Annotated in this window: 13 protein-coding genes; 9 read left to right on the plus strand and 4 right to left on the minus strand. The window is 70.6% G+C overall.

Annotation, left to right across the window (positions count from 1 at the left end):
* Positions 1-184 precede the first annotated feature (184 nt).
* Together D7W82_RS33600 and D7W82_RS33605 are read left to right on the plus strand one after the other, a co-directional pair.
* Positions 185-1,273 carry a hypothetical protein gene (locus D7W82_RS33600; protein WP_147439693.1) on the plus strand — a complete coding sequence of 363 codons (1,089 nt, stop codon included), beginning with the start codon at positions 185-187 and terminating at the stop codon, positions 1,271-1,273.
* Complete coding sequence (locus D7W82_RS33605) at positions 1,270-1,875, plus strand: outer membrane beta-barrel protein (protein ID WP_120622221.1); 606 nt, start codon at positions 1,270-1,272, stop codon at positions 1,873-1,875. The genes D7W82_RS33600 and D7W82_RS33605 overlap by 4 nt, the downstream gene beginning before the upstream one ends.
* A gap of 12 nt (positions 1,876-1,887) precedes the next feature.
* Here D7W82_RS33605 and D7W82_RS33610 read toward each other — a convergent pair whose 3' ends face one another.
* Entirely contained in the window at positions 1,888-2,298 is a 411-nt protein-coding gene (locus D7W82_RS33610) for a response regulator (protein ID WP_120622229.1), read from the minus strand.
* Positions 2,299-2,595: 297 nt separating this feature from the next.
* On the opposite strand from D7W82_RS33610, the gene D7W82_RS33615 reads away from it, so the two are divergent.
* Together D7W82_RS33615 and D7W82_RS33620 are read left to right on the plus strand one after the other, a co-directional pair.
* Complete coding sequence (locus tag D7W82_RS33615) at positions 2,596-3,999, plus strand: DEAD/DEAH box helicase family protein (protein ID WP_120622230.1); 1,404 nt, start codon at positions 2,596-2,598, stop codon at positions 3,997-3,999.
* Positions 3,986-5,200, plus strand: coding sequence for a DUF790 family protein (locus D7W82_RS33620; RefSeq protein WP_120622222.1), 1,215 nt, complete (start codon positions 3,986-3,988; stop codon positions 5,198-5,200). Before D7W82_RS33615 ends, D7W82_RS33620 begins: the two co-directional genes overlap by 14 nt.
* 14 nt (positions 5,201-5,214) lie before the next feature.
* On the opposite strand, the gene D7W82_RS33625 is transcribed toward D7W82_RS33620, so the two are convergent.
* Positions 5,215-5,580 (minus strand): helix-turn-helix transcriptional regulator, encoded by a 366-nt coding sequence (locus D7W82_RS33625; protein WP_014399416.1) that lies wholly within the window; start codon positions 5,578-5,580, stop codon positions 5,215-5,217.
* Between the two features lie 120 nt (positions 5,581-5,700).
* Here D7W82_RS33625 and D7W82_RS33630 point away from each other — a divergent pair, with 120 nt between their 5' ends.
* The 4 genes from D7W82_RS33630 to D7W82_RS33645 all read left to right on the plus strand — a co-directional run bounded on the left by D7W82_RS33630 (position 5,701) and on the right by D7W82_RS33645 (position 9,640).
* Positions 5,701-6,072 carry a response regulator gene (locus tag D7W82_RS33630; RefSeq protein ID WP_233588095.1) on the plus strand — a complete coding sequence of 124 codons (372 nt, stop codon included), beginning with the start codon at positions 5,701-5,703 and terminating at the stop codon, positions 6,070-6,072.
* A gap of 76 nt (positions 6,073-6,148) precedes the next feature.
* Positions 6,149-6,988: a metallophosphoesterase gene (locus D7W82_RS33635; RefSeq protein WP_120622223.1), complete on the plus strand. Its 840-nt coding sequence runs from the start codon at positions 6,149-6,151 to the stop codon at positions 6,986-6,988.
* Between the two features lie 34 nt (positions 6,989-7,022).
* A complete protein-coding gene (locus D7W82_RS33640) occupies positions 7,023-8,324 on the plus strand; it encodes a DUF418 domain-containing protein (RefSeq protein ID WP_120622224.1) in 1,302 nt (433 codons plus the stop codon).
* Positions 8,325-8,362: 38 nt separating this feature from the next.
* Complete coding sequence (locus D7W82_RS33645) at positions 8,363-9,640, plus strand: DUF418 domain-containing protein (protein ID WP_120622225.1); 1,278 nt, start codon at positions 8,363-8,365, stop codon at positions 9,638-9,640.
* A gap of 99 nt (positions 9,641-9,739) precedes the next feature.
* On the opposite strand, the gene D7W82_RS33650 is transcribed toward D7W82_RS33645, so the two are convergent.
* Positions 9,740-11,995: a M4 family metallopeptidase gene (locus D7W82_RS33650; protein ID WP_120622226.1), complete on the minus strand. Its 2,256-nt coding sequence runs from the start codon at positions 11,993-11,995 to the stop codon at positions 9,740-9,742.
* A 360-nt stretch (positions 11,996-12,355) separates the two neighbouring features.
* Here D7W82_RS33650 and D7W82_RS33655 point away from each other — a divergent pair, with 360 nt between their 5' ends.
* Positions 12,356-13,330 (plus strand): NADPH:quinone oxidoreductase family protein, encoded by a 975-nt coding sequence (locus tag D7W82_RS33655; RefSeq protein ID WP_120622227.1) that lies wholly within the window; start codon positions 12,356-12,358, stop codon positions 13,328-13,330.
* Between the two features lie 2 nt (positions 13,331-13,332).
* Here the strand turns inward: D7W82_RS33655 and D7W82_RS33660 are convergent, their stop codons facing one another.
* Entirely contained in the window at positions 13,333-13,749 is a 417-nt protein-coding gene (locus tag D7W82_RS33660) for a hypothetical protein (RefSeq protein ID WP_120622228.1), read from the minus strand.
* Positions 13,750-13,833 lie beyond the last annotated feature (84 nt).

The following is a 13,833-nucleotide window of genomic DNA, read 5'->3' on the forward strand; positions in this document are numbered from 1 at the left end:
GTGCCTAAGCATTCGCCGTGCCGCCGCTCCTCCGCGACGTATTCCCCTGAGATATCGGCAACTTGCGACATCCCACCCCGCAGGACGCCCCCGGCTGTGGGCTCGGAGCCGGAAAAAACTCCTGACCCTTCGGGGCCCCGGCCTAACGTGTGACAGCCTTGTTGACGGGATGATGGAGGAACCCGTGCGCCTTCCGGTCGCCGCCGCACTGCTCAGCCTGGTCGCCTGCTCCGAGTCGACCGAAGGCACCACCCCGAAGCTCGAGGGCCTCATCAACCCGCGGCAGCGGCTCATCACCCCCGCGCGCGTCTGCAACGCCGGTGGCGGCACGACGGGATGGCGCCTGGAGCTCATCGGCAGCCGCTTCACCCCCGTGCCCCGCGACGCGCTCACCGACACGCCATCCGTGGAGCTGCCCCAGGTCTCACTGAGCGGCCCGGCCGACTACACGCTCCCCGCGGACCACCTCTTCTTCGCGCGCACCGAGCTCATGCGGATGGACCTGCCCACCCGCGACAGCACGCCGTCGAACACACTCCCGCCAGGTGCCTACAGCGTCTCCGTGACGAATCCCCTCGGCGGCACCTCCGAGCTCGAGGACGCCCTGCGCGTCGTGCCGCCGCCTGAAATCACGAGCCTCACCGTGCCCGGGGGCTTCCGTTACAACGCCGCCAGCCCCCTCGTCATCGAAGGCAGAGGCTTCCGCTCGGACGCGCTGCCGCTCATCGTCCTTCAGCGCCAGGGCGAAGAGGACCAGCCCCTCTTCACCCTCACCGTCGTCTCCGACACGCGCATCGAAACCGAAGTGCCTCCCGCGACGCCGGAAGGCACCTACGCGCTCACGATCACCAACCCCGAGGGCTGCTCCGTCACGCTCCCCCTGGCGCTCACCGTCACCTATCCGCGGCTGGGAAACCTCTCCGTGTCGCCCGCGAGCGGCCCCGCCAACAACGACACGGTCATCACGCTCACCAACACCGCGTCCGGCACGGCGGAGCCCTTCACGCCCGGCACCCACGACGTGTACCTCGTCGCGCCCGTGAAGACGGATCCCGGCCAGACGGTGAACATCCCGCTGTACGACGTGGACTTCGTCTCCCCGTCGCAGCTCCGCGCCACCGTGCCCAACTGCTCGGGCTTCGACTCGCGGCCCGTCACGGATCCGGCGTGTCCCGGCGGCATCGTGCCCGGCACCTACGGGTTCATCGTCGCGGACCCCAGCGGCGCCTACGGAACCCTCCCCGCGTCCTCCGGCTTCACCGTCACCCCATGAACGCCCTCGCCCTGCTCGCGGCCGCGGCGCTGGCCGCCGCCCCCTCCTCCAAGAAGGACAACGGAGGCCCCCTCTTCATCGCGCCCAAGGTGGGCTTCATCAAGCCCGTCACGTCGCTCGGCGGCGACCTCTTCCTGGGCGGCGAGGTGGGCTACCTCACGCCCCTGCTCCAGCGGCGCCTCGCGCTGGTGCTGGAGGTGAACTACTACCGGCCCTCCACGTCGGGGACGCTGCGCGGACCCCAGCTGGACAACCTGGGCCAGCCCATCGAGTCGCCGTACACGCTCGCCGAGCGCGAGGTGGCCATCCAGCTGTCCGCCGTGTTCCGCTTCCCCCACGCGTTCGGGCCGCTCACGCCCTACGTGGGCGCGGGCCCCGGCCTGTACCTGCACCGCGCGACGGTGGAGTCGTTCGACAGCACCGCGTCGGAGAGCGGCGGCGGGCTGGGCTTCCAGGCGCTCGCGGGCGTGGAGCTGCCGCTGGGTCCGGGCGGTGCCTTCCTGGAGGCGAAGTATCACTTCGCTCCGGTGGACTTCCTCACCACCGGCGACGTGAACGCGGGCGCGGTGCTCGCGGCCCTGGGCTACCGGCTGCGCCTTTAGTCGCGCGGTGGCTCAGGCCCGCCCCACCGGCGGGCGCAACATCCGCAGCAGGTGCTGGGCCAGCAGGTCGCGCGTGGCCTGGATCACCGAGCCCATCAGGTGGTGCAGCGCCTCCGCGGTGTCGCCGTGGGCTTCGCGCACGCGCTCGGAGCGGCCGTCGAAGATGCGCAGCCGGCCGGGCACCAGCGAGATGACGGGCAGCGACGGGTGCCGCTTGCGCAGGAGCCCCAGGAACAGCGGGTGATCCTCGTCCGGACGGCGCAGGTCCACCACCACCAGCGCGGGCTTGTTCTCCTTGATGGAAGCGAAGGCGTCATCGGGCTCGCCCGTGGCGGACACCTCCACGTCCGGCTCCGCGTCCAGGAAGCGGCTGAGCAGCGCACGGGACGCCGCATGCGGGCTGACGACCAGGACCCGCATCAGCGCGCCAACGCCAGGAAGGACGCGGGACTCCAACCTGCGAACGGTGCAGGGCGAACAGCGGCGGGGCGGGTCCAGGGCATGAGTGGAGCAGGTAACGCCCGGCCACCCCTCAAAGCAATCCGCCCTGCGTCCAGAAGGTACGCTGTGCCGCCAGGCAGCCAATCGTCCGCGCCCGTGGCTTCTTCCGGCCGCGCGGGCCAGAGTGGCGGCGCGCCTCCCAACCCGCTACTTCCCATCCCGCGCGAGTCTCCCCCCACGTCGGTTCCCCCAGCGTCCCGAGCGTCCGCCATCGAGCCCCTGCCCTCCCCCCTCACCGAGCTGCACTACGACAGCGGCACGCTGGTGGCCCCGACGCTGCCCGACGACGCGCGGCTGCACGCGCTCTTCCAGAAGGACGGGCGCACGGGCGTCTTCCGAGCGCCCGCGCTGCACTACCGCGACGTCGTCCTGCGCCTGCGCGAATGCGGGCTGCCCTACGAGGACCGCGCGAAGCGCTTCGAGCCGGCGGAGCTGCCCCTGGCCGTACCCATCGAACCGTTTCCGCATCAGCGCGCGGCGCTGGACGCCTGGACGCGCGCGGGAGGCCGGGGGCTGGTGGAGCTGCCCACCGGCGCGGGCAAGACGCTGCTGGCGGTGCTGGCCATCGCGTGGGTGAAGCGGCCCACGCTGGTGGTGGTGCCCACGTTGGATTTGATGGCGCAGTGGCAGGGCGTGCTGGCGAAGCACTTCGCCACCCCGGTGGGCATGGTGGGCGGCGGCGTCAACGACCGTCAGACGCTCACGGTGACGACGTACGACTCCGCGGCGATGCAGATGGAGTTCACGGGCAACCGCTTCGGCCTGCTCATCTGCGACGAGTGCCACCACCTGCCCGCGCCCAGCTACCGCTTCATCGCGGAGGGGACGCTCGCGCCCTACCGGCTGGGCCTCACCGCGACGCTGGAGCGCGCGGACGGCGGCGAGCGCGTGTGCGAGGAGCTCCTGGGCCCGCTGGTGCACCGCACCGGCATCGACGAGCTCCAGGGCCAGTACCTCGCCCCCTACGAGGTCCGCCGCATCGAGGTGCCGCTCACGCCCGACGAGAAGGCGCGCTACGACGAGGCGCGCGGCCGGTACATCACGTTCGTGCGCAAGCTGGGCGTGCCGCTCGCGTCGCCAGAGGGCTGGGCGCGCTTCCTGGCGCAGAGCCAGCGCAGCGACGAAGGACGCGCGGCGTACCGGGGCTACCGGGAGCAGCGCCGCATCGCGCTCACCTCCAGCGGCAAGCTGGACGCGCTCTGGAAGATCCTCCTGGAGCACCGCGAGGACCGCGTCATCGTCTTCACGGACGACAACGAGACGGTCTACACGCTGGCGCGCAAGCTGCTCCTGCCCGCGCTCACGCACCACACGCCGCTGCCGGAGCGCAAGGCGCTGCTCGCCGCGTTCGCCAGCGCGGAGCTGCCGGTGCTGCTCACCTCGCGGGTGCTCAACGAAGGCGTGGACGTGCCGGACGCGCGCGTGGGCGTGGTGCTCAGCGGCAGCGGCAGCGTGCGCGAACACGTCCAGCGCCTGGGCCGCATCCTGCGAAAGCGCCCCGGCAAGCGCGCCCTCTTGTACGAGGTGTGCTCCGCGCAGACGGCGGAGAGCGGCATCAGTGAAAGACGCAGGCAGCACCGCGCCTACCAGGAGCCGGAGGGCCCTCCCGATGCTGACGCGTGACCTGCTCGCCTCGCGCGTGCGCGAAGGCATCCTGCGGCCGTCGTTCGTGAAGACGCACGACCCGTCCCTCCAGGCGCTCGCGAAGGAACTGCTCGCGGACGCGGAGGCCTTCCGGGGCCAGAGCCGCGACGACGTGGAGGAGGCCTTCAGCCTCAAGGCCGGCGCGTTCAGCCGCCCCAAGGTCGCGCGCGGGCTGGTGAAGCTGCTGCTCGACCGGCTCCTCTTCGACGAGGCCGGCGAAGGCGCCACGGAGGCGCGCTGGCGCACGCTGCTCGTGGGCGCGAAGGTGCTGCGGACCCTTTCGCCGGACACCACGCTGGAGGCCTACGAAGCGCGCCTCACCGAGGCCCTGGACGCGCCGCTTCCAGACACGCGTGAGGCGCTCTACTCGGACCTGCCCGGCAACCGGAAGCTGCTCGGGTGGGACGGCGAAGCGCTCACGCCGCAGGGGCTCCTGGACCGCTACAACCTGGCGCTCGCGCAGGGGCCGCTGCTCAACGCCCGGCGCCTGACCCTGCGCGCGCGGTCGCCGGAGCTCTTGCGCGTGCGCAAGCTGCTGCGCTGGTTGAAGTTCTGCCGGCTGGTGGCGGAGGTGCGGCGCGACGGCGAGGACTGGTCCCTGGAGGTGGAGGGCCCCGGCACCATGCTGGCCCTGCAGAAGAAGTACGGCCTGCAGCTCGCGAGCTTCCTCTCCGTGGTCCCCATCCTGGAGCGCTGGGAGCTGTCCGCGGTGCTGGAGGACGCGCGCAAGCGCTCCACGCTCCAGCTCTCCCACGAGGATCCGCTGGTGTCCCCGCTGCCCGCGGCGCTGGGGCACGTGCCGCCGGAGGTGGCCGCGCTGGCGGAAGGCTTCGAGGACGCGGCCTGGGAGCTGGACCTCACGCCCCTGCCCCGCCACACCGGCGCCGCCGGCCTGTGCGTGCCCGACCTCACCTTCCGCCACCGGAAGACGGGCCAGGAGGTCGCGCTGGAGCTGTTCCACCCGTGGCACGCGGCGCCGCTGTCACGCCGGCTGGCGGAGCTGCGCGCGCGTCCGGACGCCGGGCTGCTCCTGGGCGTGGACCGCGCGCTGGCGAAGGAGGCGGCGGAGCGGCAGGTGCTGGAGGATCACCCGCAGGTGGTGCTCTTCAACGGCTTTCCCTCCGTCCGGAAACTGAGGGAGCGGCTGGCCCGATGGGACGGCGCGGCGAAGGCCGGATGAGCACCGGAGCGCCCTCAGCTCCGGGGTTTGAACTGTGAGGCCAGCACGCTGAGGATGCGCACGGAGCCCCGGTCCAGCTGCTTCGCGCGGCGCAGGAGACGGCGCAGCTCCGCGGACTCGCCATAGTCGGACGGAGGCTCCGCGGCCCACTTCACGTCCTGCGACGGCTTGAGCCCCAGCGCCTCGTCCGCGGAGATGGACAGCACCACGCACAACCGGCGGAAGGTCTGGATGCTGGGCAGCATGTGGCCGCGCTCCAGGCGCCCGTAGACCTCACTGGCGATGCCGATGCGCTCCGCCACGTCCGCCTGGGTCAGGTTCAGGCGGGTGCGGGCGACGCGGGCCGCGCCTCCGAGCCGGGATGCGAGGGTCTTTTCCATGGGGTCGTTAACCTACCGGGTTCGCCCATGTCGATATGACTTGAGAGGTTGGCTTCCAAGAACTTCCGGGGTAGGCTTTTCGCGACACAACCTCTTGCGTCTAGCCCGTCCGCACCACCCATGGCCTTCATGCGAGAGCCCTCCAGCCCCCCGCCCAGCTTTCTCTTCGTGGACGCGGATCCGCGTGCGCTGGCCGCGCTGCGGCGGCTCTCCCGGCACCTGCCCGGAGACAAGCGCTTCGCCCTGGGCGTGCGCGAAGCGGAGCGGCTGATGGGGGAAGCGGCGCCGTCCGTGGTGGTGTGCGGCTACGGCCTCCCGGATGGTGACGGGCTGTGCCTGCTCAACTGCGTGCGCGCCCGGCATCCTCGCGCCGCGTGCGCGCTGCACACCACGCATCCCCCGTCGCGCGGGCTGCGGGAAGAGGGCATCACCTGGATGGACCGCGCCGCGCCGCCGCAGCAGGTGCTGGCGCTCCTGGCGTCGTTGAGCTGACGGCGAGCTGACGGCCAGGCGTCCCCATGGCGCGCGCGGCGGGGAGCGTTAAGGTAGGGCCTTCACCACGCACGCCATGAAGCTCTACGCCATCAGCGACCTGCACCTGCGGCACAAGGAGAACCACGAGGCGCTGGCCGCGCTCGCGCCACGTCCGGACGACTGGCTCATCGTCGGCGGTGACGTGGGCGAAACGCTCGCGGACATGGAGCTGATGCTGCGCACGCTCACCGCGCGCTTCCGCCAGGTCGTCTGGGTGCCGGGCAACCACGAGCTGTGGACCATGCCCTCCGAACAGCCTCCGCTGAAGGGCGAGGCGCGCTACCTGCGCATGGTGGACCTGTGCCACCGCTACGGCGCGCTCACGCCGGAGGACCCGTATCCGCGCTGGCCCGGCGAGGGCCCGCCCCGCGTCATCGTCCCCATGTTCCTGGGCTACGACTACACCTTCCGCCCGGACACCGTGCCCGCGGACAAGGCGCTGGAGTGGGCCTGGGAGGACGACCTGATGTGCACGGACGAAGTGCTCCTGCATCCGGAGCCCTACCCCACCCGTCAGGCCTGGTGCCACGCGCGCGTGGAGCGCACCCGCGCGCGGCTGGAGCGGCTGCCGCCGGAGTGCTCCACCATCCTCATCAACCACTACCCGCTGCGCTACGAGCACGTGCGGCTGCCGCGCATCCCGCGCTTCTCCATCTGGTGCGGCACGCGCCTCACCGAGGACTGGCACACGCGCTACCGCGCGGAGGTGGTGGTGACGGGGCACCTGCACATGCCCGCCACGCTGTGGCGCGACGGCGTGCGCTTCGAGGAGGTCTCCCTGGGCTACCCCATGCAATGGCGCCACCGGGGCGGCCTGGAGCGCTGCCTGCGCGAGGTCCTCCCCGGTCCGCGGACGCCCTCCCCGGCGCCGTAGGGCACCGCTCGACGCGGGCGTGTAGTTTCGCGCCATGCCCGAGCCCTCCTCCGCCGGCCCCGTCGAACTCTCCGAGCGCGTGCACCTGCTGGACGCCCTGCGCGGCTTCGCGCTGCTGGGCGTCTTCGTCTCCAACAGCCTGAGCTGGTTCAGCGGCCGGCAGCTCCTGCCGCAGGAGCAGGCGCAGGCGCTGGCCGCGCCCATGCAGGAGATGGTGGTCCGCCAGCTCTATGCCTTCTTCGTGGACCAGAAGTTCGTCACCCTCTTCTCCCTCCTCTTCGGCCTGGGCTTCGCGCTGCAGATGACGCGCGCGGAAGGCCGGGGCACCTCCATCGTGCCGGTGTACCGGCGCCGGCTGCTCGTGCTGTTCGGCCTGGGCCTGGTGCACATGTTCGCCATCTGGGTGGGGGACATCCTCGGCACCTACGCGCTGGTGGGCTTCGTGCTGCTGTTGTTCCGCCAGCGCTCGGACAGGACGGTGCTCACCTGGGTGGCGGTGCTCTTCGTCGTCCTGCCGCTCACGCTGTCCATCGCGCAGCGCTTCGGCCCGGAGCTGCTGCACGGCAAGCAGGCCGCGGAAGCCGCCGCCAGGGCCACGCGCGAGGAAGATGCCGCGCACCGCACGGCGTTCCTCACCGGTCTGTCCAGCGAGTCCGTGCTGACGTCGCAGCAGGCCAACGCCGTCTTCGCCTGGCAGAGCCTGCCCAACCCGGGCCGCCCCATCTGGCTGTGCATCATCCTGGGCCGCTTCCTGCTGGGCCTGTGGGCCGGACGCCACCGGCTGCTGGAGGACGTGGAGCGCCACCGCGCGCTGCTCGTGCGGGTGATGGCCTGGGGGCTGGGCGTGGGCAGCGCCATCGCCACCCTGTCGCTGGTGCTCTATCTGAGGAACCGGGGCGCCCCCGGCGGCCCCGGCGGGCCGCTCAACCCACCGGTGTGGATGGTGGGCATGCGCACCCTGCGGGAGGTGGGCTACCTCTTCATGGGCTGCGGGTACGCGGCGGCCTTCGCGCTGCTCTTCCAGAAGGAGCGCTGGAGGAAGGTGCTGGGCGTGCTCACGCCCGTGGGCCGCATGGCGCTGACGCTCTACCTCATGCAGTCGGTGATCAGCATCGCGCTGTATGACGGCTGGGGCCTGGGGCTCGTCGGCCACACGCCGCCGTCGCGCACGGTGCTCCTGTGCCTGGGCGTCTTCGCGGCGCAGGTGGCCTTCAGCCACTGGTGGCTCGGGCGCTTCCGCTTCGGGCCGGTGGAGTGGCTGTGGCGCTCGCTCACCTACGGCCGCGCCCAGCCCATGCGCCTGGCCCCTGCCGGCGAGGCGCGCGCGGCGCACTGAATTGACGCTGCCGAGGGCCCCAGCGTGTAGTGCCCGGCATGTCCGAGTCCCCCTCCGCCGGTCCCATTGAAAGCGCGCAGCGCGTCCACGCCCTGGACGCCCTGCGCGGCTTCGCGCTCCTGGGCGTCTTCATCTCCAACGGCCTGAACTGGTTCAACGGCCGGCTGTTCCTGCCGAAAGAGGAGGCCCTGGCGCTGGCCGCGTCGCCGCTGGAGATCACGGTCAATTCGCTCTTCGCGCTGCTCATCGAGCAGAAGTTCGTCACCCTCTTCACCTTCCTCTTCGGCCTGGGCTTCGCGCTGCAGATGACGCGCGCGGAAGGCCGGGGCACCTCCATCGTGCCGGTGTACCGGCGCAGGCTGCTCGTGCTGCTGGGCATCGGGCTGGTGCACATGTTCGCCATCTGGGTGGGCGACATCCTCACCACCTACGCGCTGGTGGGCTTCCTGCTGCTGTCGTTCCGCAAGTGCTCCGAGAAGACGGTGCTCGTCTGGGCGGCGCTGTTCCTGTTCGGGGTGCCCATCGTCTTCTCCATCGGGCAGCGGGTGCTCCCGGTGATGCTGGACGGCGCGGCGGCGACGGAGCGCGCCCAGAAGGCCACGCGCGAGGAGGAGGCGGCGCGCCGCGCGGCGTTCCTCGCCGGCCTGTCCAGCGACTCGGTGGTGACGACCCAGCAGGCCAACGCGGCCTACGGCTGGGCCAGCATCCCCAACCCCAACCGCCCGGTGCTGCTGTCCATCATCCTGGGCCGCTTCCTGCTGGGCCTGTGGGCCGGGCGCCGGGGGCTCCTACAGGACGTGGAGCGCCACCGTCCGCTCTTGCGGAAGCTGGCCGCCTGGGGGCTGGGGGTGGGCGGCGTCATCGGGCTTGGCGTCCTGGCGCTCAACCTCGCGTACCGGGGCGTGGCGAGCCTGCCGGGGTGGCTGGTGTGGATGCGCATCCCGAAGGACGTGGGCATCCTCTTCCTGGGCGTGGGCTACGCGGCGGCCTTCGTGCTGCTCTTCCAGAAGGCGGGCTGGCGCAAGGTGCTGGGCGTGTTCACGCCCGCGGGCCGCATGGCCCTGACGCTCTACCTCATGCAGTCCGTGCTGAGCCTGTGCGTGTTCAACGGCTGGGGCCTGGGACTGGTGGGCCGCACGCCGCCGTCGCTCACGCTGCTCCTGTGCCTGGCCCTGTTCGCGGGACAGGTCGCCTTCAGCCACTGGTGGCTCGGGCGCTTCCGCTTCGGCCCGGTGGAGTGGCTGTGGCGCTCGCTCACCTACGGCCGCGCCCAGCCCATGCGCCTGGCCTCCACCGCGGCTCCCGCGGCGAGCTGAAGCGGGACAAAAAAGAACCCCGGGTCCCGCGAGGAGGCGGGAGCCCGGGGTCTCAGGAGCGGAGCGCGGCACCTTCGCCGCGCCCCACGCCTTCAGGCACTACTTGACCTTGTAGGAGGCCGCGAACACGGTGTTGATGTAGCCGTCGACCTCGGTGTCGACCAGGCTCGGCACACCGACGACCGTGATGTAGTACTTGCCCGCCGGGATGTTGCGCAGGATGACGCTCTCCGTCGCGCTCTCCTTCACGCCACGGCCCAGGTAGGACGTGAACGTCGGAGCGGCGGCGGCCTGCACGTAGACGTCGGCGTTGCCCTCGCCCTCGCCCAGCGCGATGGACAGCGTGTTGATGCCGGAGTCCTTCTTGAACTCAGGCATGTCGATGATGAAGGTGCGGCTGGAGCCCGGCACGCCGGAGAGGCCCTCGATGCGGGTCTCGTTGCCGATGTCCTCGAAGCCACCCTTCCACGTCACGGACAGGCTGGTGCCCGTGTAGGACGTGAAGCCCTTGATCATCACGTACCAGATGCCCTTGGCGCCGGAGGTGGCGAAGGTGCAGGTCTCCGCGTTGCCGGACTTGTACGGACGGCAGTCGTACAGGGAGTCCGTCGGGGCGTTGTTCTTGCGGACGTAGAGGTCCGCGTCACCCGTGCCACCGGACATGGTGAAGGTCACGTCCGTGGCGCCCTCGGGGATGGTCACCGAGTAGTACACCTTGCTGCCGGAGGTGCCGTTGATGCCCGTGACGGGCACGCCCTTCTCGATCGGCGTGGTCACCGGAGGAGGCACGGGCACGCCCACGCCCACGGCCTTCCAGGCGTTGGCGACCTCGGCGATCTCCGCCGCGGTGAAGCCCAGCTGCGTCGCGGCCTGCTCCGACGCGGTCTTCGCCGCCTCGAAGTTGGAGGACGCGGTCAGCAGGTCGGCGTTGATCTTGTAGAAGACCTTGGCGGCCTTCTCGAAGCCGATGCCGTTGACGACCTGGGTCGTCTTGGCGCGCGGGTGCGTGCCACCCTCGGACATCAGGTAGAACGCCAGGTTGGAGATACCCGAGCTGTAGTGCACGTCCACGCCCGAGCCGTAGTCCGGGTAGTAGTCGAGCGAGTCCCCGTCCTGCGTGGGGTTCTTCATGTAGCGCAGGCCGTCACCCGGGATGCTCGGGGTCCAGACGTCGTCGCCGACGATCCAGGTGCCCTCGTCGATGACCTTGCCCTTGCCGTACCACTCGCAGACCGCGCCGAAGATGTCGGAGATGGACTCGTTGAGGCCACCGGACTCACCGGAGTAGGTGAGGTTGGACTCGTACTCCGTCACCGCGTGCGTCAGCTCGTGCGCCGTCACGTCCAGCGAGTTCGCCAGGTTGGAGGCGTTCACGCCGTCGCCATCGCCGTACACCATCTGGGAGCCGTCCCAGTAGGCGTTGACGTAGTTGTTGCTGTAGTGCACGTAGCTCTTCAGCAGGTGGCCGGCGTTGTCGTACGAGTCACGACCGAACAGGTTGCTGTAGCAGTCGTAGACGGTGCCGAGGTGGTCGTAGTTGTTGTTGATGACCTGGTCGGCGACGGGGGCCTCACCCTCGAAGCGGCCCTTGACGGCCGTGGAGGGCGTGGTGCGGTGCTGCAGATCCCACACTTCGCGCTTCTTCGCGGAGTGGATGTGCGGAACGCGCTCGAAGACGTCGCCCGTCTTGGCGTTCACGTACACGGAGTCATCCACCGGGGTGGTGTCCTTCAGCTCGCCCTGGACGCGAACCTCGTACGCCAGGATGAGCTCGTTGCCCGAGCGGCGGTAGACCAGCTGGGGCTCCGCGTTGGAGGACGCGCGCTCCGGGGAGCCGCGGTCACCGATGGCCGCCGCGATCGCCGCGTCGGACGCGATGGAGGCCTTCAGCTCGCCCTTCAGGTCGCCACGGGCGTTCGTGTTCACCGCGAACACGGAGCCGTTGCGCGCGTGCAGGCGCAGCTCGGCGTCCTGAACCAGGATGCCGTTCTGGGTCACGCCGTAACGGAAGTGGGTGTCGCCGTCGAAGCCGACGTAGGCGCGCTTCAGGAACAGGTCGTTCGCGTTCAGGCGGAACAGCGGCGCCACGTTCGCGAGCACCGGCGCCAGCTGCTGCTGGGCCGCGATGCCCTGGATGGCGGAGGGAGCAGGAACGGAACCGAAGGAACCGGTGAGGAAGGTGGGGACCGCGTCGGAGTCCGCCGCGATGACCTTCTGGCCCGCCGACAGGTTGGCGGAAGCCTTCTGGAGGTTGGCGTCCTCCGTGTTCGCAGCAGGAGCGCCGTCGGTGCAAGCGCCAACCATCAGGGACAGGGCTGCGGCACCCAGGGCGCCGCGTACTCGCTTCTCGTACATGTAATCCTCCTAAGGGGAAAGATTAGAAAGCACTGTGACACAAGAGAGGCGCGTATTTCAAGTACAGGCGAGATTTCTACTTTTACATCATTTCTCAGACTTCGAGATATCTCGCAACTGCTTGAAATGACGGAGGGACTCACGCAGCCCGCGGGGAACGGGGTTGGTGCTTCAATCCGGAAAGGCGGCTACTTCATGGTTGAAGCACCTGTCCGCGGATGCGTGCAATGAGTGAACGGCGGGTAGAAATTGCCGTCTCATTTATTCCCGACCCGGGTGGGTCCCGTGTCACCGCTGACATCCACGGGGGCCCTGGGGACGGGGCAGGCGGGCTAGCGTCCCGGGCCCAGGAGGCGACACATGCGCGCGTTGCAGCTTCAGCGGCTGGCGGGGCCGGAGGGCCTGGCGATGGTGGAGGTCCCGGAGCCGGAGGCCGGAGACGGGGTCCTCATTGATGTGGTGGCGGCCGGGGTGAGCTTCCCGGATCTGCTGCTCACCCGCGGCCAGTACCAGATGAAGCCGGAGGTGCCCTTCGTGCCGGGCGTGGAGGTGGCGGGCGTGGTGCGCGCCGCGCCGGCGGGGGCTCGGGTGAAGCCGGGCGACCGGGTGATGGGCTTCTCCTTCACCCTGGGCGGCTTCGCGGAGGCCTGCGTGGCGGCTCCGGAGCTGACCTTCCCCATCCCGGAGGCGTGGAGCTTCGAGCAGGCGGCGGGCGTGGTGATGAACTACCACACGGCGCACTTCGCGCTGCACCGGCGCGGGCAGCTGCGCCAGGGCGAGACGGTGCTGGTGCACGGCGCGGCGGGCGGCGTGGGCACCGCGGCCGTACAGGTGGCGAAGGGCGCCGGGGCGCGCGTGCTGGCGGTGGTGAGCGACGAGCGAAAGAAGGAGGTGGCGAAGCGCGCGGGCGCGGACGCAGTCCTCCTATCGAAGGAGTTCCAGACCGGCGTGCGCGAGGCCACGGACGGACGGGGCGTGGACGTGGTGCTGGACCCCGTGGGCGGCGACGTCTTCGAGAAGAGCCTCAAGGTGCTGGCGCCGGAGGGGCGGCTGCTGGTGGTGGGCTTCGCCAGCGGCCAGATTCCCTCCGTCACGGTGAACCGGCTGCTCCTGCGCAACGTCACCGTGGTGGGCGTGGCGTGGGGCGCCTTCCTGATGCAGTCGCCGGAGCTGCCGGGCAAGATCGCCAGGGACCTGGAGGCGCTCGCGGCCAAGGGCATCGTCAATCCGGTGGTGGGCCGCGTCTTCCCCTTCGAGGACGGCGCGCAGGCGTTGCGCGAGCTGGAGTCGCGCCAGGCCGTGGGCAAGGTCGTCCTGAAGGTGAAGGCCGGCTGACGTCACTCCTCGGGCAGCGGCAGGGGCGTGGGAGTCCCTGCCTCGCGCTCCAGGACGTCCGCGGCGCGGGCGTCCCGGGGCAGGCCGAAGCGGGCGCGCGAGCACATGAGGAGCTGGCCCGCGAAGACGCTGTCCGCCAGCGCGTCCGCGTAGAGGCCGTGGGCCTCGCACAGGCGGGCCCGCTCATCCACCAGCCGGGCGAGGATGCGCGCCTGCTCCGGGTGGGCGAAGAGCCCGACGACGGAGCGCGCGTCGAAGCGGGTGAGCGTGTCGTACTCCATGCCCAGCGTCGTGACGCACACCTCGCGGATCCGCTCCAGGCACGCGTCCCAGGAGTCGCGCGACCGGGCGATGTCCGGCACCGAGCGGCCAAGCTCGCGGACGGCGTTGAGCAGGAAGGCGTGTCGTAGCGAAGGCATCCGGTCCTCCACTACAGCCCAGCCCTCTTGAATCATCCAGCGCGTCAGGGGGTGCGGCCCCACCCCGATGGATCAGGCCCCACC

The sequence above is a fragment of the Corallococcus sp. CA049B genome (assembly GCF_003611685.1).
Taxonomy (GTDB): Bacteria; Myxococcota; Myxococcia; order Myxococcales; family Myxococcaceae; genus Corallococcus; species Corallococcus coralloides.

Coding starts and splice junctions, on each gene's coding strand:
- D7W82_RS33605 (WP_120622221.1), top strand. CDS start 1,270: ATGAACGCCCTCGCCCTGCTCGCGGCCGCGGCGCTGGCCGCCGCCCCC.
- D7W82_RS33620 (WP_120622222.1), top strand. CDS start 3,986: ATGCTGACGCGTGACCTGCTCGCCTCGCGCGTGCGCGAAGGCATCCTG.
- D7W82_RS33625 (WP_014399416.1), bottom strand. CDS start 5,580: ATGGAAAAGACCCTCGCATCCCGGCTCGGAGGCGCGGCCCGCGTCGCC.
- D7W82_RS33630 (WP_233588095.1), top strand. CDS start 5,701: ATGGCCTTCATGCGAGAGCCCTCCAGCCCCCCGCCCAGCTTTCTCTTC.
- D7W82_RS33635 (WP_120622223.1), top strand. CDS start 6,149: ATGAAGCTCTACGCCATCAGCGACCTGCACCTGCGGCACAAGGAGAAC.
- D7W82_RS33640 (WP_120622224.1), top strand. CDS start 7,023: ATGCCCGAGCCCTCCTCCGCCGGCCCCGTCGAACTCTCCGAGCGCGTG.
- D7W82_RS33645 (WP_120622225.1), top strand. CDS start 8,363: ATGTCCGAGTCCCCCTCCGCCGGTCCCATTGAAAGCGCGCAGCGCGTC.
- D7W82_RS33650 (WP_120622226.1), bottom strand. CDS start 11,995: ATGTACGAGAAGCGAGTACGCGGCGCCCTGGGTGCCGCAGCCCTGTCC.
- D7W82_RS33655 (WP_120622227.1), top strand. CDS start 12,356: ATGCGCGCGTTGCAGCTTCAGCGGCTGGCGGGGCCGGAGGGCCTGGCG.
- D7W82_RS33660 (WP_120622228.1), bottom strand. CDS start 13,749: ATGCCTTCGCTACGACACGCCTTCCTGCTCAACGCCGTCCGCGAGCTT.